This is a genomic window from Labrenzia sp. THAF187b, from assembly GCF_009363375.1.
GTDB lineage: Bacteria > Pseudomonadota > Alphaproteobacteria > Rhizobiales > Stappiaceae > Roseibium > Roseibium algicola.
The window spans coordinates 4,140,062-4,161,543 of record NZ_CP045344.1 but is presented as its reverse complement, the minus strand read 5'-3'; the positions used below and the strand labels follow the sequence as shown (position 1 = coordinate 4,161,543).

General features: G+C 58.5%; 13 protein-coding genes. 7 read left to right on the top strand and 6 right to left on the bottom strand.

Features of this window, described 5'->3' with window-relative positions:
• Positions 1–106: 106 nt before the first annotated feature.
• Positions 107–2,578, bottom strand: a complete 2,472-nt coding sequence (locus FIV03_RS19200) for a penicillin-binding protein 1A (protein ID WP_062491600.1) — start codon at positions 2,576–2,578, stop codon at positions 107–109.
• A gap of 188 nt (positions 2,579–2,766) precedes the next feature.
• Positions 2,767–4,044, bottom strand: coding sequence for an N-acetylmuramoyl-L-alanine amidase (locus tag FIV03_RS19195; protein ID WP_152510644.1), 1,278 nt, complete (start codon positions 4,042–4,044; stop codon positions 2,767–2,769).
• 688 nt (positions 4,045–4,732) lie between these two features.
• On the opposite strand from FIV03_RS19195, the gene FIV03_RS19190 reads away from it, so the two are divergent.
• Positions 4,733–7,549 carry an Rne/Rng family ribonuclease gene (locus FIV03_RS19190; RefSeq protein WP_152510643.1) on the top strand — a complete coding sequence of 939 codons (2,817 nt, stop codon included), beginning with the start codon at positions 4,733–4,735 and terminating at the stop codon, positions 7,547–7,549.
• Between the two features lie 78 nt (positions 7,550–7,627).
• Here the strand turns inward: FIV03_RS19190 and FIV03_RS19185 are convergent, their stop codons facing one another.
• Positions 7,628–8,797: a pyridoxal phosphate-dependent aminotransferase gene (locus tag FIV03_RS19185; RefSeq protein WP_152510642.1), complete on the bottom strand. Its 1,170-nt coding sequence runs from the start codon at positions 8,795–8,797 to the stop codon at positions 7,628–7,630.
• A 257-nt stretch (positions 8,798–9,054) separates the two neighbouring features.
• Between FIV03_RS19185 and FIV03_RS19180 the strand changes: the two genes are divergently transcribed.
• From FIV03_RS19180 to aat, 5 genes are all read left to right on the top strand, one after another.
• Positions 9,055–10,473 carry a M48 family metalloprotease gene (locus FIV03_RS19180; protein ID WP_286202206.1) on the top strand — a complete coding sequence of 473 codons (1,419 nt, stop codon included), beginning with the start codon at positions 9,055–9,057 and terminating at the stop codon, positions 10,471–10,473.
• 58 nt (positions 10,474–10,531) lie between these two features.
• On the top strand, positions 10,532–11,335 hold the full coding sequence (locus FIV03_RS19175) for a DsbA family protein (RefSeq protein WP_152510641.1): 804 nt from the start codon (positions 10,532–10,534) through the stop codon (positions 11,333–11,335).
• A 321-nt stretch (positions 11,336–11,656) separates the two neighbouring features.
• Complete coding sequence (gene accB / locus FIV03_RS19170; RefSeq protein ID WP_031268390.1) at positions 11,657–12,127, top strand: acetyl-CoA carboxylase biotin carboxyl carrier protein; 471 nt, start codon at positions 11,657–11,659, stop codon at positions 12,125–12,127.
• A 15-nt stretch (positions 12,128–12,142) separates the two neighbouring features.
• Positions 12,143–13,489, top strand: a complete 1,347-nt coding sequence (gene accC / locus FIV03_RS19165) for an acetyl-CoA carboxylase biotin carboxylase subunit (RefSeq protein ID WP_022998397.1) — start codon at positions 12,143–12,145, stop codon at positions 13,487–13,489.
• A 141-nt stretch (positions 13,490–13,630) separates the two neighbouring features.
• On the top strand, positions 13,631–14,311 hold the full coding sequence (gene aat, locus FIV03_RS19160; protein WP_022998396.1) for a leucyl/phenylalanyl-tRNA--protein transferase: 681 nt from the start codon (positions 13,631–13,633) through the stop codon (positions 14,309–14,311).
• A 173-nt stretch (positions 14,312–14,484) separates the two neighbouring features.
• Here aat and FIV03_RS19155 read toward each other — a convergent pair whose 3' ends face one another.
• The 3 genes from FIV03_RS19155 to FIV03_RS19145 all read right to left on the bottom strand — a co-directional run bounded on the left by FIV03_RS19155 (position 14,485) and on the right by FIV03_RS19145 (position 17,117).
• Positions 14,485–15,492, bottom strand: coding sequence for a hypothetical protein (locus tag FIV03_RS19155; protein ID WP_152510640.1), 1,008 nt, complete (start codon positions 15,490–15,492; stop codon positions 14,485–14,487).
• Positions 15,493–15,814: 322 nt separating this feature from the next.
• Complete coding sequence (locus FIV03_RS19150) at positions 15,815–16,201, bottom strand: NADH:ubiquinone oxidoreductase subunit NDUFA12 (RefSeq protein WP_152510639.1); 387 nt, start codon at positions 16,199–16,201, stop codon at positions 15,815–15,817.
• A gap of 205 nt (positions 16,202–16,406) precedes the next feature.
• Positions 16,407–17,117, bottom strand: a complete 711-nt coding sequence (locus tag FIV03_RS19145; RefSeq protein WP_209009711.1) for a response regulator — start codon at positions 17,115–17,117, stop codon at positions 16,407–16,409.
• Positions 17,118–17,759: 642 nt separating this feature from the next.
• Here FIV03_RS19145 and FIV03_RS19140 point away from each other — a divergent pair.
• Positions 17,760–21,443 carry a vitamin B12-dependent ribonucleotide reductase gene (locus FIV03_RS19140; RefSeq protein WP_152510638.1) on the top strand — a complete coding sequence of 1,228 codons (3,684 nt, stop codon included), beginning with the start codon at positions 17,760–17,762 and terminating at the stop codon, positions 21,441–21,443.
• Positions 21,444–21,482: the final 39 nt, after the last annotated feature.

Genomic DNA, 21,482 nt, shown 5'->3' with positions numbered 1-21,482 from the left:
CCGAGAATTGGAGCGGGACATTACCCAAGCAGGACTTCGCTGTAAACCGTCGAAAAGGATCTCGCGATGACCTGACAGTCGGCCAGCCCCTGCTAGGCCAGGCGGGTCAGTAAAGACCGCCTGTACCGACCGTAACGGCCTGCTGCGCTTCCGGAGAAACCGCAGTCGGAACTCCCATGGTGTCTTGGAACCCGATGACGGAGTAACTGTCCGGCGGAGCCATGCCCGGCTTGAAGGCTTCCAGGATCGACCCCGGATCGCCGGCAGCGGTTCTAAGACCGGTGCGGCGGTTGATCGGGATCAGCTGAAGGCCCTTGGGTACACGGAATTCCACCGGCGGCTTGTCGGCCAGAGCAGTCTTGACGAACTCGGTGAAGATCGGCGCCGCCACCTGACCGCCGGTTGCCCCGCGGCCCATCGGTTTCGGATTGTCGAAGCCCACAAAAACACCGACCGCAAGATCCGGCGTAAAGCCCATGAACCAGGCGTCTTTTTCGTCGTTGGTGGTACCGGTCTTGCCGGCGACCGGACGCCCTACCGCACGAACGGACGTTGCCGTACCGCGCTGAACAACGCCTTCCATCATCGATGTGATCTGATAGGCCGTCATCGGGTCGAGAACCTGCTCGCGATCGTCGATCAGGGTCGGTTCGTCCTGGCCTTCCCACACATCCTGCGTACAGCCGTCACAGATGCGGCTGTCATGCTTGTAGATGGTGCGGCCATAGCGGTCCTGAATACGGTCGATCAGGGTCGGTCGAACTTTCCTGCCGCCATTGGCGATGGTCGCATAAGCGGTGGTCAGGCGCAGCACGGTGGTTTCCCCCGCACCAAGCGACATCGACAGAACCGGAAGCATGTTGTCGTAGATGCCAAAACGCTTTGCATATTCCGCGACCAGCGGCATGCCCATGTCCTGAGCGAGCCGAACAGTCATGACGTTCCGCGAGAGCTCGATACCTGTGCGCAGGGTCGACGGACCGTAGAATTTGCCGCCGTAGTTCTGCGGACGCCACGTGCCGAGACCTGGGCCCTGGCTGATTTCCAGAGGCGCATCCATGATCACGGAAGATGGCGTGTAACCGTTGTCGAGAGCGGCAGCGTAAAGGAACGGCTTGAAGGACGACCCAGGTTGCCGATAGGCCTGCGTTGCACGGTTGAATTCGCTCTGTGCAAAGCTGAAACCACCGACAAGTGCAAGGACACGGCCGGTATAGGGGTCCATCGCCACCAGAGCGCCCGACACCTTCGGGATCTGACGAAGTTCATAGGTTCCCGGAGCAACCGGGCTTTCCTGGACATAAACAACATCACCAGGTGTCAGCACATCGGAAACGGCGCTCGGCGCCCTGCCCTTGACCCGGGCCCATTTCATGGTGCTCAGGAACATCGGGCCGGTCTTGCGTTCTTCGGAAAGCTGGCCACTGACCTGCCGTTCCGGCTGAACGCCAATCTTGGCCTCTTCACCGCCGGCTTCCAGAACCACCGCGAGCTTCCACTCCGGCAGATCGCTCAAGGCTTCCACCTTGGCCAGATCGATGCCCCAGTCGGCACCAAGGGTGATCTTGTCGACAGGGCCATTCCAGCTGCCACGTTGGTGGTCGAAGGCAATCAAACCGTCCATCAACGACTTGCGGGCCAGTTTCTGCATTTCGGGGTCAAGCGTCGACCGCACCGAAAGCCCGCCTTCGTACAGGCGCTTGTCGCCGAAGATGTCGGCCACTTCGCGGCGGACTTCCTCAGTGAAGTACTCGGCAGCAAACAGGCGAGAGCCGGTTTCACGCGGCTTGACGACAATCGGTTTCTGTTTGGCTTCCTCGCCGTCCTGAGCGCTTACGTAACCGTCTGCGATCATACGGTCGATCACGTAGTTGCGGCGCGCAATGGCGGCCTCTGTCTTCCTGTAAGGATGATAGTTGCTCGGACCTTTCGGCAGCGCTGCCATATAGGCGATTTCTTCAAGCGACAGTTCGTGAACCGACTTGTCGAAATAGATCAGCGAAGCGGCCGCGACGCCGTAGGCCCCGAAGCCAAAATAGATCTCGTTGAGATAGAGCTCGAGAATTTCGTCCTTGGTATAGGCCTGCTCGATGCGCAGGGAAAGGACCGCTTCCTTCACCTTGCGCTCATACGCGGCGGAACGGCGTTCACGCTCTTCGCTCACGAGATCGGACAAGAGGAAGTTCTTTGCGACCTGCTGCGTGATGGTCGAAGCACCTTCCGGACGACGACCGGACCCATAGTTCTGGATGAAACGCACCGCCGCACGGGCGATACCTTCCGGGTCAACACCGATGTGGGTGTAGAAATTCTTGTCTTCGGCAGCGACAAACGCCTGCTTGACGCGATCCGGGATTGCCTGGATCGGCAGGAACATGCGCCTTTGAGTCGCGTATTCGGCCATAAGACTACCGTCCGCGGCATGCACACGCGTCATGACCGGTGGCTCATAGTTCTTCAGGGCCGTATAATCCGGCAGATCCTTCGTCAGGTCCTGCAGGTACATCCAGACCCCGGCGGCAATCAGCAGCGCAAAGATCGCGCCGATTCCGAACAGGTAGCCAAAAAACTTCACCAAAAATTTCATACCGCGGGCTCGTCTTTCCCCGTTCTTAGCGCTTCCAGCTTTTTAACACGGAAACATTTGCTCAGCATCACCGATGCCGACAGTCGCACAAACTTGTCTGCCTTCCTCGTGCACCAATATGGCGATGCTGAGGCAATCGCCAGTGCTAACCTGCCATTTTGAAAGCAATGCAAGGATTTTTACTGTGACGGTGCTGCTTGTTGCCGCGCAAGCCGCGGCCGGAAAAAACCATGAACAGCTTCGGTCATGGCATTCGCCATGCGTTCACGCCATTCGTCGGAAATCAGAAGCTTCTCGTCATGTTCGTTGGAGAGATAGCCGAGCTCGACCAGAACCGAGGGCACATCATGCGCCTTCAACACCCGGAAACCCGCAGAACGATGCGGGTTATTGATCAGCCGGACTGCGCTTTTAAGCTCGTCCACCAGCGACCGGGCGAAATAGACCGAAAACGACCTCGTTTCGCGTCGCGCAAGATCGATCAGGATATCTGTCACCTCTGTTGGCTCTTCCGCCAGATCCACACCGGCGATGACGTCCGACATGTTTTCCGACTGGGCCAGATCTTCGGCCAGTTGGTCCGACGCCCTGTCTGAAATTGTGTAGACGGTCGCGCCACGCGCCAATTTCTGCCCGCGCCGGACAGAATCGGCGTGAATGGAGATGAAGAGGTCGGCTTCGAGTTCATGACCGATTTCAACTCGGCGCCCCAACGGAATGAATGTGTCATCATCCCGGGTAAGCTGAACGTTGTAGAGCCCGCTTTCGTCAAGCTTTTCCTTGAGAAGCTGAGCGAAGTCGAGAACGATCGCCTTTTCGAGAGTTCCGTGGACACCTGTCGCCCCGGTGTCGATACCGCCATGCCCCGGATCAAGGACGATCAGCGGCTTGTCCCTGTTCTTTGGAGCGGTCAACCGGTCACTTTTCGGTGCGGAATCACTCCCGGCGACGACGCGCTTGGGCCTTGAGGTCTCGACAAACGTGTCGAATTCGTCGGCTGTCGCGCTGACAAGGTCCACAACAAGCCGCGCTGGCTGGTCATCGACAGCCGGCAGGAAAAATGTCTTGTCGACCTTCACCGGTCCCGTCAGGTCCATCACCACGCGGGATCTTCCAACCGCAAAGAGGCCGAAGCGCCAGTCGGTGACAAGCCCTCGCCCGCTCTCGCCAGAATCGGCCGGTAGCGAAAATGTCACTTCGGGAAGGTCAATGATCAGCCGGGCCGGGTTGGCAAGGCCGGAGATGGTCGGTGTTACCTGACGGTTCATATCAAGGACGAATCGCGTGCGCACCTCGTCTCCTGCCACGCGCGCTCCGGTGACCCGGGCCTTTTCCGGTTCGGCAGATGCGGCGCAAGTCAGGCCGGCAAACGCAGCAACGCAGATGCTCAAAACCACTGCGAAAGACGTCGCCAGTCTCAAAACAGCGCCCGGTCCCTGGTCTACTTGCGGTTTCATTCTGTCCTTGAACTCAATTATTTCGGCCATCTCGCTCGAAAACTTCGCGTGTTGAGCCCCCGTCAGCCCTGTCATACGCCATCCGCCACGCAAGGAAAATGCCATATCCAATTCACATTGCTTGCAATGCGCTGCGACGGAACGTAAAAGTACCTTACGGATTTCGGTTTGAAACCGATACCTTTCCAGATAGCTGACATGGGTGTCTATCCACAACGCTATCGCATTCCCAGGCCTTCTAACGACAGAACAGAGGCCGTTCTGCCGCTTAAAGACAAGCCCTGGAAGACAGTGGATCTGGTATCGGCACCTCTTTGAGACCGCCCCGCCTCGCGACGTGTTGCCCTTACAAAACGGCAGTTTCCCCGGCGAGGCTTTCGGCGGCCGTTAGGAGCGGACCCATTCCGGAACCGGATGCAGGCCCATTGGCGAAGCCAGGCTGCATACCGGCAGAAGGTACAACGACTTAACTAAAGGGCCTGCGTTGCCTGAAGGACCCGCGCGATGCACATGGTGATCAACATACAGCAAGGTACCGCTTCAGCGGCTGCCTGCGTTGATCATACGACCGCGCCGGGCGCAGACGCTCTTTCTCATCTTAGCAAAACAAATACGGCAGACATCCTCCTGCTGCGCGATGCGCGTTTCGCACATGCGCCCATGAGTGCTGCCGTGGAGAAGTTCAATAATGGCAAACAAAATGCTGATCGACGCGGGCCACCCGGAAGAGACCCGGGTCGTCGTCGTGCGTGGCAATCGGGTTGAAGAATTCGACTTTGAAGCAGCTAATCGGAAGCAACTGCGCGGAAACATATATCTTGCAAAGGTAACCCGGGTCGAACCGTCCCTGCAGGCAGCATTCGTCGAATATGGCGGAAATCGCCACGGGTTCCTCGCTTTCAGCGAAATTCACCCTGACTACTATCAGATCCCTGTTGCCGACCGGGAAGCACTTCTGGCTGCGGAAGCAGCCGACAGACAGCGTGATGATTCGGACGGTGAAGAAAAACCAAAGCGCCGCCGCCGCTCCCGTGCAGCACGAAACGAAGCTGCTGAAACCGTTGCCAGCGACAAGGTTGAGGCGGATGCCTCCGAAGACTCAGCAGAAGGCGACGAAGTGGCCGTAAAAGCCACTGAAGAGACTGACGCAGTTTCCGAAGAGACCTCAGCCGACGAAACGGATGGCGAAGCCGTATCCGCGCGCAGCACGGACGAAGACGCGTCCGACGAAAATGACGACGAAGCGTCCTCTTCCGAGGAAGAAGCAGACGAGGAAGAAGAGGCTCCGGTTCGCTCGCGTGGCCGCGGGCGCGGCCGTCGCCGCCAGCGTCAGAACGACGATGACGATGATGCCGACAATGATATCGATGCCGTCGAATCCGTCGGCGCGGAAGATGCGATGGAAGAAGTTCCTGAGCGCATTGTCCCGCTGCGCAAGCAATATAAGATTCAGGAAGTCATCAAGCGCCGCCAGATCATTCTGGTGCAGGTGGTCAAGGAAGAGCGCGGCAACAAGGGCGCCGCATTGACGACCTACCTGTCGCTCGCAGGCCGCTATTCCGTGCTGATGCCGAACACCGCCCGTGGCGGTGGCATTTCGCGCAAAATTACCCAGCCGACTGACCGCAAGCGCCTCAAGAAGATTGCCTCCGAAATGGATGTGCCGGAAGGCATGGGCGTGATCCTGCGCACCGCCGGTGCAAGCCGGACGAAGGCCGAGATCAAGCGCGACTTCGAATACCTGATGCGGCTTTGGGAAAACGTCCGCGAGCTGACTTTGAAATCCAGTGCTCCAAGCCTCGTCTACGAGGAAGGCAGTCTGGTCAAGCGATCGATCCGCGACCTCTACAACAAGGACATCAACGAGGTCCTGGTTGCGGGCGAAGAAGGCTACCGCGAGGCCAAGGACTTCATGCGCATGCTCATGCCGAGCCATGCGAAGAACGTCCAGCCCTACCGCGACCCCTCGCCGCTGTTTATCCGCTACGGTGTCGAACCGCAGCTCGATGCAATGTTCTCGCCGCAGGTAACGCTGAAGTCCGGTGGTTACATTGTCATCAACCAGACCGAAGCTCTGGTCTCGATCGACGTGAACTCCGGCAAGTCAACCCGCGAACACAATATCGAGGACACCGCGCTCCAGACCAACCTGGAAGCGGCGGAAGAAGTGACCAGACAGCTGCGCCTGCGCGATCTTGCCGGCCTGATCGTCATCGACTTCATCGACATGGAAGAGTCGAAGAACAATCGGTCGGTCGAACGCAAGCTGAAGGATTGTCTGAAGAACGACCGCGCCCGCATTCAGGTTGGCCGGATCTCGCACTTCGGCCTGCTGGAAATGTCGCGTCAGCGCATCCGCACCGGCGTTCTGGAAAGCTCGACCACGCCGTGCCCGCATTGCCAGGGCACCGGCATGATCCGGTCTGTGGAATCCGTTGCCCTTCACGTGCTGCGGTCGGTTGAGGACAACCTTCTGAAAGGCGCGTCCCACAACCTGATCATTCGCACCACTACGCAGGTAGCGCTCTATATCCTCAACCAGAAACGTTCGAACCTGGTCGATCTGGAAACCCGCTTCGCCATCGATGTCGAAGTGCATGCGGACGACATGGTCAACGGCCAGCTCTACGTTCTGGAGCGCGGTGCACCGGTCGATCGCGACCGTGTGCCGATGCCCGTTCCTGCGATTGTCCAGCCGGATACGATCGAGATCATCGACGAAGACACCGAACAGCCGGACATCGAGGAATTCGCTCAGGAAGACGACAATGACGGTCGCCGCCGGCGCCGCCGGCGCAAGCGCCGGAGGGGTGGTTCCGACAACCAGCAGGACGATGGCGAATCGCGCCAGGTCAACGCCGAAGCAGACGATGCCGATGGCGATGACGAGCAGCCGCAGGAAGCCCGTTCCGGTGGTGATGAGGACGGTGACGATGAACCGCGTCGCAAGCGCCGCCGTGGTCGCCGTGGTGGTCGCCGCGGCCGTCGCAACGGTGACGACATGCAGGCAGAAGGTGGCGCTGAAAACGACGGCGAGACCAATGACGAAACTCGCAAAGCCGCTTCCTCTGAAGAAAAGCAGGACGATCAGTCCGGTTCCGAAGCCGTAGCCGCCGCCGAAAGCGGTCAGGAAACAGAAGCTGCGGGAGCCGAATCACAGGATGATGCCCAAGCCGATGAGGCAAAGGCCGTCGATGGCGACACAGTTTCGGACGCTAACGGCGAAAGCCCTGCGGAAGAAACTGCGCAGCAGGACGGTGCCGCTGCTCCTCTAGAGGCCGATGCGGCAGATGAGACCCCGGTGATGGCTGAAGCTGACACGATCGTGGTCGAAACGCCGACTTCCGAGCAGCCGATTGCCAGCGAAGCCGATGCCGAAGAAGAAGCACCTGCGCGCAAGGCACCGGCCGAGCCTGTCGTAACCAGCGAAACATCTGGAGACGACGACAAGGAAGACAAGCCGAAACGCGGCGGCTGGTGGCAACGTGGCCGGTCGTTCTTCTGAACCGGTAACATCAACCAGCTTTGAAATGGAAAAGGCGGCCGGTGTGCCGCCTTTTTTGTTGTCCGATGCGAACGATGCTCAGACTGCTTTGAGAAAACCCCTGAGCTTCTCAAGCGCCAACTTCATATCGTCATGCGCACCTGCAAAGGAAAAGCGCAAGAACTCATGACCGTGCGCGGGATCGAAATCGACACCGGGCGTTGCCGCGACACCCGCCTCGTGCAGCATACGCCTGGCGAAATCGAGACTGTCCGAGCTGAACCGGCTTATGTCTGCATAGATGTAAAAGGCCCCGTCTACCGGCAACAGCTTGTCGAGACCGATTTTCGGCAACCCGTCGAGAAGCAAGGCGCGGTTGGCAGCATACCCTGCCTTGACCGCTTCCAGTTCCTGAACCGAATTGAGTGCTGCTCCCGCAGCGATCTGGGACAGCTCCGGTGGAGAAATATAGAGGCTCTGGGCAATCCGCTCTGTTGGGCGCACCAGTTGTTCCGGCAACACCAGCCAGCCAATGCGCCAGCCGGTCATGCAATAGTATTTCGAGAAACTGTTGACGATAATGACGTTCTGCGATGTTTCCAGCGCGGTCTTCTCTTCACCGTCGTAGCAAAGCCCATGGTAGATCTCATCCGAGATGAACCATATACCCGCCTCGTCACAATAGCGGATCAGGTCTTCCAGCGCATCGGCGGTCATCATCGTACCGGTCGGATTGGCCGGACTGGCAACCAGGACGCCTTTCACAGGACCTTCTTTTTGAGCCTCTTCCAGATGCGCCGGCGTCAGGCTCCACCGGGTTTCCTCCCCGACTTCGATCTCGACCGCAACAAGACCAAGGGCTTTGAGGATGTTGCGATAGGCCGGATAACCTGGAGCCGTCAGGACAATTCGGTCCCCGGGATCAAACGCGGCAAGGAAGGCGAGATTGAAACCGGCGGATGAGCCCGTGGTAGCCATGATCCGCTCGACAGGCACGTCGACGCCATAGGCCTTGCGATAATGCGCGGCCAATGCCTCGCGCAACGGGCGGATGCCAAGCGCTTCGGTGTAGCCGAGACGACCGTGATCCAGAGCTTTTCTCGCCATATCCAACGCAGCTCTGGGCGCCGGGGCCGATGGCTGCCCGACTTCCATATGAATGATCTTGCGCCCCTGCGCTTCCAGACGTGCCGCTTCGGCAAGAACATCCATTGCGATGAAGGGGGCAACGTCACTGCGGCGAGACGGCTGAAAAAGAGGCTGGTTCATGTGTCCTGAAAATCCGGCTGAGAAACTGGCTTCACCCTATCGCGGATTTTTCCATCCGATGCAACGCGTGCGGCCAGTTGCAACTTTTGGGCTGTTCCGGCACGACAACGGCCCAGCACCTTACCTTTTTGTCATGCCGGCTTCCTTGACCCGCATCGCACACCTCCATACCTTCGCCACACATCCATGTCCCAGGATAACATCTGAGCAAAGATGAGCCTGGAAAGCGTTCCGGTCCGGATTGGAGTTTTGCACCTGTGCCTGGTTCCGCCATTTTGAAAATCGATTTTCCTCGCAGCCTGGCGCGTAAAGCGGTCGCACTTGCCTGTGCAAGCGCCCTCGCCCTGCCTCTTGTTTCGGTACCAGCGATGGCACAGGGGCGCAGCCTGCCTCTCGTGCGCGATGCAGAAACGGAACATCTTCTGAAGGACTATGCGACGCCGATCTTCAAGGCGGCCGGCATTTCCAATTCAGAACCGGAAATCATTCTGGTCAACGACAAGAGCTTCAACGCTTTTGTTCCCGACAGCCGCAGGATGTTCATCAACATCGGTGTCATCATGGAATCGGAAACGCCCGGTGAAGTGATTGGCGTGATTGCCCATGAATCGGGCCACATCGCCGGTCGTCATCTCGTGCGCCTGCGTGCCGCTGCCGCCAATGCCCAGATCATCTCTGTCATCGGCATGATTCTCGGTGCGGGTGCTGCGGCAGCCGGGGCAGCCTCCGGATCCGGTGAGGTTGCTTCGGGCGGTGGTGCTGTGATCATGGGCTCGGGGTCCGTCGGCCAGCGGTCGTTCCTGTCCTATCAACGCGGCGAAGAAGCCGCAGCCGACCGGGCCGCACTCAAATACCTGAATGCCACCGGACAAAGCCCACGCGGCCTGCTGAAGACCTTCGAGCGCATGTCGGAACAGCAGATGTTCACGCGCAAGTTCGCCGACCCTTATGCCCAGAGCCACCCGATGGCACAGGACCGCTACAACAGTCTGGCGACCGACGCGCAGAAATCGAAATACTTCAACCAGCCGGAAGACTATGTGCTGCAATACCGGCACGACATGGTACGGGCCAAGCTGTTCGCCTTCACCAGCCATCCGTCCGCCACCCTGCGAGCCTATCCGCGTAGCGACAAAAGCCCCCAGGCCCAATACGCACGCGCCATTGCCGCAATGAAGAGCCGAGGGAAAGGCGCGGTCAAGGAGATAGACGCCCTGATCCGCACGCAGCCGAACAACCCCTACTATTACGAGCTCAAGGGGCAGGCCTTGATCGAAGGTGGCGATCCCAAAGGCGCGATCGCGCCCTTCCGTAAGGCTCTGTCGTTCAAACCAACCGAACCGCAGTTCCTCACCTGGCTCGGGTATGCATTGGTCGCTTCGAACGACAAATCCAATCTGCCGGAGGCAGAACGCATCTTGAAAGAGGCGATCCAGCGGGACCAGAACTCGGGCGTTGCCTACAGCCAGCTGGCCATTGCCCACGGCCGCCAGGGTGAGCGTGCGGAAGCTGATTTGGCAACTGCGAAAGGCCTGATGGTGAGTGGCGACTTCCAGGCTGCAAAACGCTACGCGGCGCGTGCTCAAAAAAGTTTGAAGAGAGGAACGCCGGCATGGCTTCAAGCGGACGACATTGTAGCGTACAACCCACCTAATCTGCCTAACAACGGCCGCTGATATCTCAGACACGTATGGGTCCCGTTTGAACGAATGACGGTTACCTGAGGAGCCTTGAATGACCGACACTTCCCCGAAGATCCAGATCCTGAAGACCGGGTCGCTCTGCCCGCCGATGCTGCTGCGCGTCCTGTCGGCTTGCGCGCTTGCATTTACCCTGCTGGCTGGCCCGGTTGCCGCTCAGGATCTGAACCGCGGTGAGATTGAAAAAATCGTGCGGGAATACCTGCTTGAGCATCCTGAAGTGATTGCCGAAGCGCTGACCGAACTCGATCGCCGTGAAAAGGAAGCTGCAGAAGTTGCGCGCGTAGAAGCCCTCAACGAAAGCGCCGACGTTCTTTTCAATTCGTCACGGCAGGTGGTGCTGGGCAATCCGGAAGGGTCTGTTACCCTGGTCGAGTTCTTCGATTACAACTGCGGCTACTGCAAGCGCGCGCACGGCGACATGGTCAAGCTGATCGATGAAAACCCCGACCTTAAAGTCGTCCTGAAGGAATTCCCGGTTCTCGGTCAGGGCTCTGTCGAAGCGGCCCAGGTGGCTGTCGCGGTCAACGCTGTGGCGCCAGAGAAATACGGCGAATTCCATGAAAAGCTGCTGCTGAGCCGCGGACAGGCGAACCGGGCCAGCGCCCTCGCCGCAGCGACGTCCGTCGGCATTTCGGAAGACGATCTCCTGGCGTCCATGAAAACGGACGAAGCCGGCCAGACGATTGAAGAAGTCTACTCCCTGGCCAACCGTCTCGGCTTGACCGGCACTCCGTCCTATGTCGTCGGCAACGACGTGGTCATGGGCGCGGTCGGTTATGAAGAACTGAGCCAGAAGCTCGACGCGCTGCAGAATTGCGGCGAGACCACTTGCTGAACCGGTGAGCCGAAACAGTGTTTCGGCGTTCACTTGCCTGTTGGAAACCCCCATTCCTCATGTCAGTGAGAAATCGGGGGTTTTCCTGTTCCAATTGAATCCCTATAAGAAGCGTGGCTCGCCTCCAGGAAGAGACGGGCCGAAGATCTTTGTCCGCCCAACAACGGCGGAGCAAGAGCGTGGTTGCGGCCCCGGCCTTACGGACCCTGATCGAGTTGCAGGGCTGGATATTTCGGGTCTGACCCCATCCCGGTATGGAGCGGTCGCCCGGCGAGCCGGCCAGCTGCGCGTCTTGCGGACCGAGTATGAGAGCCAAACATGATGCGTAATGATAACAAGAAATTCGACACGGCCCTGATCCGGGACCTCGCCGTTCTCCTGGATGAGACAAATCTCTCGGAAATCGAACTGGAACAGGGTGACACGCGCATTCGCGTGGCCCGTCAGATGACGATCAGCGCACCGGTGAACGTTGCAGCACCTATGGCCGCACCGACAGCACCGGCCGCAGCGGCTTCCCCGGCAGCAGCAGCGCCTGCCGCCGAACCGGCCCACGCCGGCACAACCGTAACCTCGCCAATGGTCGGCACGGCCTATCTCGCCGCCGAACCGGGCGCGCCTGCCTTCATTCAGGTTGGCGACAAGGTGGTGGAAGGTCAGACGATCCTGATCATCGAAGCCATGAAAACCATGAACCACATTCCTGCCACCAAGGCGGGCACCGTCAAGCAGATCCTTGTGGACGACGCTCAGCCGGTGGAATTCGGCGAACCGCTTATTATCGTCGAATAAGGAGCCGTTGTGGCCATGTTCTCCAAGATTCTCATTGCCAACCGCGGCGAGATCGCCCTGCGCATCCTGCGCGCCTGTAAAGAGCTCGGCATCTCCACCGTTGCGGTTCACTCCACCGCTGATGCGGATGCGATGCATGTGCGCCTGGCAGACGAAAGCGTCTGCATTGGTCCGCCTGCCGCACGTGACAGCTACCTGAACATCCCGCAGCTTCTTGCGGCTTGTGAAATCACCGGAGCGGATGCCGTCCATCCGGGTTACGGCTTCCTGTCGGAAAACGCCCGTTTCGCGGAAATCCTTGAAGCCCACGGCATCGAATTCATCGGACCGACCGCTGAACACATTCGCATCATGGGTGACAAGATCCAGGCCAAGCAGACGGCCAAGGACCTCGGCATCCCGGTTGTTCCTGGTTCCGATGGTGCGGTGACGGCTGGTGACGACGCCCACGCGATCGCCCGCGAGATCGGCTACCCGGTTCTGGTAAAGGCAGCAGCAGGTGGCGGTGGCCGCGGCATGAAGGTTGCCCGCACCGAAGCCGAACTCGATACTGCCCTGTCCACGGCACGTTCCGAAGCAAAGGCTGCCTTCGGCGACGACGCGCTCTATATGGAAAAATATCTCGGCAAGCCTCGGCATATCGAGATCCAGGTTCTGGGCGATGGCAAGGGCAATGCGGTTCACCTCGGTGAACGCGACTGCTCGCTGCAGCGCCGCCACCAGAAGGTGCTCGAAGAAGCTCCCTCCCCGAGCCTCAATGCCAGCCAGCGCAAGGAAATCGGCGAGATTGTCGCTGCTGCCATGCGCAAGCTGAAATATCGCGGCGTCGGCACGGTTGAATTCCTCTATGAGAACGGCGAGTTCTATTTCATTGAAATGAACACCCGTCTGCAGGTGGAACACCCTGTTACGGAGATGATCACCGGTATCGACCTCGTCAACGAGCAGATCCGCATCGCCGCTGGCGGTTCACTTGACATGACCCAGGACGACATCACGTTCGAAGGCCACGCCATCGAATGCCGCATCAATGCGGAAGATCCGGTCAACTTCACGCCGTCACCGGGCACAATCACCTATTACCACCCGCCGGGCGGTCTGGGTGTTCGCGTCGACAGCGGTGTCTATCAGGGCTACAAGATCCCGCCCTACTATGACAGTCTGATCGGCAAGCTGATCGTTCATGGCCGTAACCGCGTGGAATGCATGATGCGTCTGCGTCGTTGCCTGGACGAATTTGTGGTTGACGAAATCAAGTCGACTATTCCGCTTTTCCGCGATCTGGTGGAAAATCAGGACATAGCGAACGGTCAGTACGACATCCACTGGCTGGAACAATATCTGGCGAAGAAGTCCAGCTGACCGGATCCTGGGACGAGTGCCGGGAGCATCGCGTGTTCCAAGGAATGCGCATGAGGTGCTCCGGCACTCCGGCCGATCAGATTTTGGGTGCTCAAGTCGACACCTGCTGATCTGCTCATCCCGCCTGGTGAGTGAGGCCTCATGGCTGGTTACAAAGACGACATCATCATGGAAATCACACCGCAGGTGCTGTTGAAAGCCTATGCCTGCGGCCTGTTTCCGATGGCAGAATCTGCCGACGATCCTGGCCTCTTCTGGCTGGAGCCAGAGCGTCGCGGCATCCTTCCCCTCAACAACTTTCACCTGCCTCGCCGCCTGCGCCGGACGATTCGCAACGACGTGTTCGAGGTGCGGGTCAGCACGGATTTTCAGGGTGTTATCGATGGCTGTGCCGAGCCCATGCCCGGACGTCAGAAGACCTGGATCAACCGGGAGATCAGGCGCCTCTACGGCGAGCTTTTCGACATGGGCTATTGCCACACCATTGAAGCCTGGCAGGACGGCGAACTTGTCGGCGGGCTTTACGGTGTCAGCCTGAACGGCGCCTTTTTCGGCGAGAGCATGTTCACCTTCCGCACCGACGCTTCCAAGGTGTGCCTAGCACATCTGGTTGCCCGGCTGATCGTCGGCGGCTATTCCCTGCTCGATACTCAGTTCGTAACCGAGCACCTCAGCAAATTCGGCACCGAGGAAGTTCCTCAAGCTGCCTATAACGAACTGCTCAGCGAAGCTCTGAAGCTGGAAACCGATTTCTACGCCCTGTCACCTCAAGCCAGTGGTGAGGAGGTTTTGGCAGTGCTCGATAGTTGGTACGAGCGTTAGGTCTTCTTGCTTGCGAGCCTAATTCGTCACCGCCAAAGCAGGACCAGCCAGCCAGCAACAGACCGGAATGGCTCCGGCAATGCCGTGGCTTTCAGACGTGTCGTCGCCAGCCAGTCTCTCTCTGTCAATGGGCGAAAGAACCCTCTCCGGCGTCATAAATCAGCGAAACGTGCTCAGTTCTTTCCGCCTTTGCCGGTGCCGACCATATCGCGAATTTTCGACCAGGACGGCGAAAGGAAAGCGCTCATTCTGTGCGTAAAATCTTGCGATTCAAACGTCCTCATGGCGTTCCGGAAAGCCAGTTCGGCTGCCGGTTCCTCCAGGGCGATATAAAACAATTCCGTCGGTGACTGATTTTTTGCCCAGAAATCCCGGGCTATCTTGAGCCAGAATTCATATTCGTAAGATGGCGTGCCGCTACCCATGAAAACATCGGTGGATTTGGCATTGTCACGCTTCTTCACGCCGCCCGAATAGGCCCGGTCGAACGCTCCAAGGTCCTTCAGTCTCTGCCACAGGTGGTGACGGTATTTCCCGTCGGACTTTCGAGCCGCGCCGCTGGCATTGTGTCGGTCATCTTCCCCCATCGCGCGCGCAACCTGCTCCAATTTGTGATCGCTGGTGAGGTTAGTCAGCCAAATCGCCCACAAACCGGCTTCGATGTTTTCCTCCAGTTTGTCGTGCTTGAACCACTTGTAGCCTCGCGGCACATGCGCGAATGGAGACCGCTCCAGCGACCGCCGGAGCTGCTCGATATTGACCGCCCCACCAGATCGCGCGGCTTCCTGCATTTTCAGTATCTTCTGAGTGGAGCTGATGTAGACCAGATTGTAGTGAAACTTGATGTACTGAAGATATTTTTGCGGATCGGTATCAAACTGCGGTGGTGACGGAAGCGGTTCTTTTTCGCCCTTGACGGCATCTATGATGTAGAAAGTCGCTATTCCTGCTGCCACCGGATTGGTGATCACGGCAGCCAGGGGACCTTTCATGGTGGCCTTCAACGCCGTCCAGGCCCAGCCTGGCTCTGTATCGTAGCCTTTCGGCAAAAGCTTTCGAACAGCCTCATCGGCGTTTACATAACTGCTGCCTGTCTTGATCAGAATATTTTCCCAGGCCGGTTTGCAGACATTGTTAAGACGGTTGCTCAACTCCTGGAGCTTCATCCATTCCTGGTCCATTTGTCCGCTCCTTGAATAATACTAATACAAATCCTCTTTTATATCATTTTACCCTGCGTAATGTGCCTCAAATCACAAATAAATAATATGGAAAGCAAATTATATCGAAATATATACTAACAATTGCAGAAAAGTATTATGTATACCGACCATGAAAAACGAACCATCAACGCTGATAGTCTGAATTTGCCTCAGCTGACAACATTCAAGCCAGCCGCATCTGTTATACCGTTCGGCTTTCGAACCTTTGACCGTCCTTGAACAAAAAAAGCCCCGCAATTGCGGGGCTTATCTCATTCCTGATTTTCGCAATGCGCGGTGATCAGCTGCCCGGGGTCCAGGCTTCGTAATCGCCGGTCACGTCAGGACGCTTTTCCGGGGTCAGGATGGAACCGTGCGGCCGGTAAGCGGCCGGTGTGCCCGTCGGATTGGCCTTGTGACCCAGCTGCCAATGTTTGGCGTGATAGGTTTCTTCGGACGGCGGCGTGTCAACACGGTGATGCATCCAGCCGTGCCAGCCCGCAGGAATGGCAGAGGCTTCGGCAAGGCCGTTGTAGATCACCCAGCGCTTCTTGCCTGCGCGTTCCTTGTAGTACTTGTTACCGAACTCGTCCTCACCGACAAACTCACCCTTGCGCCACGTGAAGAAGCGGGTGCCCATTGTCTGGCTGTTCCACCAGGTGAACAATTCTAGCAGCAGAGTTTTCATGGCCCTTTGAAGGTCCCTTGATTGCAAGTCGGAAACATCCGTTGCCCCGCCAACATGACAGGACGGAATTTCGCGGACTATGGCGACAACGGCCGCGTCTGTCCAGACTTGGCAGCCAGAAAAGAACGGGATTTTGCGCCTGCGGGCCGATTGCCGCAGTCACGCCCGGTGCACACCGCTCCCAGGTGGTCACGAACAGACTGCTTCAGTGAAGTTTCAAACCCTTGAAGGGCGCAAAGCCGGCATTGCGAATATGTTTGGCGGCGGCGGAATGCTGCTTGGGAGGCGCTTCCTTCTTCACACCGGCGAAGACCTTTTCCGGCTCTTCTTCCTTGGTTTCGAACGCCGCCTCAACGGCTCCTTCCACTTCCGCACGCTTTTGCGTGGCAACGCGGTGGTGCAGCCGGGCCCCGGCAAGCGACTGCATCTTTTCCGCTTGTTCATCCATGGCCTTTTGAATGCCATAGATATTGTAGAAGCCGGAGTTCTCCAGGATCATCGGCCGGTCGTCGGCAAGAAGCCACTTGAGGCGCTTGAAAAGCGTCGACGGCGAAACCGGCTTGACCAGCACATGGTGCGCACCTGCCCGCAAGGCCTTGTCGACCAGCGGCCGCGTGCCATGTGCCGTAATGAAGAGAATCGGCACATAACAAAGCGGCTCCATGTGCCGATGCCGCACCAGACGCAGGAATTGATAGCCCGATGTCGGCGCCATGCGCCAGTCGGTGAGAATCACGTTGGGTGGTTCTGCGAGACTTGCCTCGAGCGCTTCGTCGACCGAATCGAACACCCGCACGCGCGCAACCTTGAAGCTGAGCAATATCGAACGGAGAATCGTCTGCATCGGTTTGCTGTCCTCGACGACGACAGCATCGATGTCCTCCATCGCTAGTCCGAATGCGGCGTGATGTTTCATGAAATGCGGACCTTTTTCCCCTATCCCGCCACCATGAAACCAGACCCGGCTTAAACCCGGTTGAAATCGATCATCGCCATTTTCTTCAAATTTTCATAAAATGCGGTCTATCGTCATCCACAGGGTCTTGTGCCTTCCTGGCGGGCACTCCTTCGCCGGGAAAGCAAGCGCTAAATCCCTTGCTAAAACGCTGTCCCCGCTCCGTTCCCCATTATCCACACGACCACACAAGATTTTGCGTTTGCCCACAATCCAGGCACTAGCTGTTGTCACTCGGTCCTTGACCTTAAGAATTCGTTTACATTAGTTTCTCATCATTGCGATGTGCGTAGTCGGGTGCCTATCCGGGCGCTCCGGTCATCCAGAACCATCAGTATCCAAGAGTACCGCTCCAGGTCTTTGACCCCAAAGCCGGGAGACGGGTTTTGTTGTGCCGACTTCAAGGCGCATGTCGTGACAAACCTGTTGATGACCACTATATATAGTGGATAGAAACACAAGATACGCTACATACAGGCTCGAAGCCTGTAACTTGCAGGGCGGCATTCGAGAACAGAGACAGGCGGCCACGCCAGTTCGGATGCAATGCGGTCAAGCCCGGTTCGGGGGAACCGGCTGTAATCTAAAAGGGGACTTGAGAAGATGCGGATCGAGCGGCGCTACACCAAGGAAGGTCAATCGCCTTACGCCAGCGTAGAATTCCGGAACGCTACCAGCGAAATCCGGAATCCTGATGGATCCATCGTGTTCCGTCTTGAGAACATTCAGGTCCCGACCCAGTTTTCACAGGTCGCGTCCGACATTCTGGCTCAGAAGTATTTCCGCAAGGCCGGCGTGCCCGCCAAGCTGAAGGCCGTAGAAGAAAACACCGTGCCGTCCTGGCTGTGGCGCCATGAGGCCGATGAGGCCGCACTGGCAGACCTGCCCGAGGACGAGCGCTACGGCTCTGAAATTGACGGTCGTCAGGTCTTTGATCGTCTAGCCGGCACCTGGACCTACTGGGGCTGGAAGGGCGGCTATTTCGACAAGGAATCCGACGCCCAGGCCTTCTACGACGAACTGCGTTACATGCTGGCGACCCAGAAGGTGGCGCCGAACTCTCCGCAGTGGTTCAACACCGGCCTGCATTGGGCCTACGGCATCGACGGCCCGGGCCAGGGTCACTTCTATGTCGACTTCCAGACCGGCAAGCTCGTCAAGTCCAAGAGCGCCTATGAGCATCCGCAGCCGCATGCCTGTTTCATCCAGTCCGTCGGCGACGACCTGGTGAACGAAGGCGGCATCATGGACCTTTGGGTTCGCGAAGCACGCCTGTTCAAATACGGCTCCGGCACCGGCTCCAACTTCTCCCACGTGCGTGCAGAAGGCGAGCGCCTGTCCGGTGGCGGCAAATCCTCCGGCCTGATGAGCTTCCTGAAGATCGGCGACCGGGCAGCCGGCGCGATCAAGTCCGGCGGCACCACCCGCCGCGCGGCCAAGATGGTCGTTGTCGATGTCGACCATCCGGATATCGAGGAATACATCAACTGGAAGGTCAAGGAAGAGCAGAAGGTGGCCGCGCTCGTCACCGGTTCCAAGATCTGCCAGAAGCACCTCGGTGCAATCATGCGCGCCTGCGTCAACTGCGAGGCGGACAACGGCGACTGCTTCGATCCGGCCAAGAACCCGGCCCTGAAGCGTGAAATCCGTGCTGCCAAGAAAATGATGGTGCCGGAAAACTACATCCAGCGCGTCATCCAGTTTGCAAAGCAGGGCTTCACCAAGATCGAATTCCCGACGTTCAACACGGACTGGGATTCCGAAGCCTATCTGACGGTTGCCGGACAGAACTCCAACAACTCGGTGCGTGTGACCGACGGCTTCCTGAACGCCGTTGTTGACGACAGCACCTGGGACCTGACCGCCCGCCGCTCCGGTGACGTTCTGAAGACTGTCAAGGCCAAGGAACTTTGGGAACAGATCGGCTATGCCGCCTGGGCTTCCGCTGATCCGGGCCTGCAGTACCACACCACGATCAACGACTGGCACACCTGCCTTGCCGATGGCGAAATCCGCGCATCCAACCCATGCTCGGAATACATGTTCCTGGACGACACGGCCTGTAACCTGGCGTCCCTGAACCTGATGCAGTTCCGCCGGGAAGACCGGTCCTTCGACATCGACAACTACGAACATGCCGTCCGCCTGTGGACCATTGTTCTGGAAGTCTCGGTGCTGATGGCTCAGTTCCCGTCCAAGGAAATTGCAGAACTGTCCTACAAGTTCCGCACCCTTGGTCTCGGCTATGCCAACATCGGCGGCCTGCTGATGACCTCCGGCATTCCGTACGACAGCGACGAAGGCCGTGCACTTTGCGGCGCCCTCACCGCGGTCATGACCGGTGTTGCCTATGCCACTTCCGCTGAAATGGCAGGCGAACTCGGCGCCTTCCCGGGCTACAAGAAAAACGCAAGCCACATGCTGCGTGTCATGCGCAACCACCGCCGCGCCGCCTACGGCGAAGCGGACGGCTACGAAGGCCTCAACACGGCTCCGGTTGCTCTTGACCATGTTTCCTGCCCGGATCAGGTGATCGTCGAGCGGGCCAAGAAGGCCTGGGATCGCGCCCTTGAGCTTGGCGAGAAGAACGGCTACCGCAACGCCCAGTCCACCGTTATTGCCCCGACCGGCACCATCGGTCTGGTCATGGACTGCGACACCACCGGTATCGAGCCTGACTTTGCGCTGGTGAAGTTCAAGAAGCTGGCCGGCGGCGGCTACTTCAAGATCATCAACCGCGCTGTTCCTGAAGCCCTGCGCAAGCTCGGTTACACCGAAAGCGAGATTGGCGAGATCGAAGCCTACGCCGTTGGCCATGGCTCCATCGATCAGGCACCGGGCGTCAACCCGTCCGCACTGAAGACCAAGGGTTTCACCGACGAGAGCCTGACCAAGCTGAAGGACGGCATGAAGTCGGCCTTTGACATCAAGTTCGTCTTCAACCGCTGGACCCTCGGCGACGAGCAGATGAAGGCGCTCGGCGTTACCGACGAGCAGCTGGAAGATCCGGAGTTCGATCTCCTGACCTTCCTCGGCTACTCCAAGGCTGACATCGAAGCCGCCAACACCCACGTGTGTGGTGCGATGACCCTGGAAGGCGCGCCCTTCCTGAAGGAAGAGCATTATCCGGTCTTCGACTGCGCCAACCCCTGCGGCCGTATCGGCAAACGCTTCCTGTCGGTGGAAAGCCACATCCGCATGATGGCAGCGGCCCAGCCGTTCATCTCCGGCGCGATCTCCAAGACGATCAACATGCCGAACGATGCGACGGTGGAGGACTGCAAGGAAGCCTACATGCTGTCCTGGAAACTCGCGCTCAAGGCGAATGCCCTTTACCGCGACGGCTCCAAACTGTCCCAGCCGCTCAACGCCCAGCTACTGGCCGATGAGGACGAAGACGAGGACGAGGCCCTCGAGGCTCTGGCCGCCAAGCCGATGGCTGCAAAGGCCGAAGTGGTTGCCGAACGCATCGTCGAGCGGATCGTCGAACGCGTTGTCCGCGAACAGGAAAAACTGCCGACCCGCCGCAAGGGCTACACCCAGAAGGCAAAGATCGGTGGTCACACCATCTTCCTGCGCACCGGCGAATATGACGATGGCCGCCTTGGCGAAATCTTCCTCGACATGAACAAGGAAGGGTCTGCGCTCCGGGCATTCATCAACAACTTCGCGATCTCGGTTTCGCTTGGTCTGCAATACGGTGTGCCGCTCGAGGAATATGTCGACGCGTTCACCTTCACCAAGTTCGAACCGGCCGGCATGGTCCAGGGCAACGACGCGATCAAGAACGCCACGTCGATACTCGACTACGTGTTCCGCGAACTGGCAGTCTCCTATCTCGGTCGTCACGACCTTGCCCACGTCCCGCCGGAAGCTTTCAGCGGCCCGGTCAGCGCTGGCGCGGTCAAGACCATGGACAAGGGCAGCTCCGGCGGTGTGGTTTCCCACGGCCTCGTCCGCGGCCAGACAGAGCGTTTCCGTCTCGTCGCCGGCAACGAGCCTTCCGGCGAGATCACCGAAGCTGTGAAAGTGGAACTCGGCACAACAATCGCTGCCCAGACCTCTGCCGTCGCAACGGCTTTCGCCCGTGGTGCCGAAGCTGCAGCAGCAGTTGAAGTGACCTCGGCCCCTGCCCCACAGGTGAAAACCGCGGCTCAGCAGATCGCTCAGGCCCGGATGAAGGGTTACGAAGGCGAGAGCTGCTCGGAATGCGGCAACTTCACTATGGTGCGCAACGGCACCTGCCTGAAGTGCGACACCTGCGGCTCCACCAGCGGCTGCAGCTGAAAACAAAAATTCGGGAGAATAACCATGAGTACTTTTGGT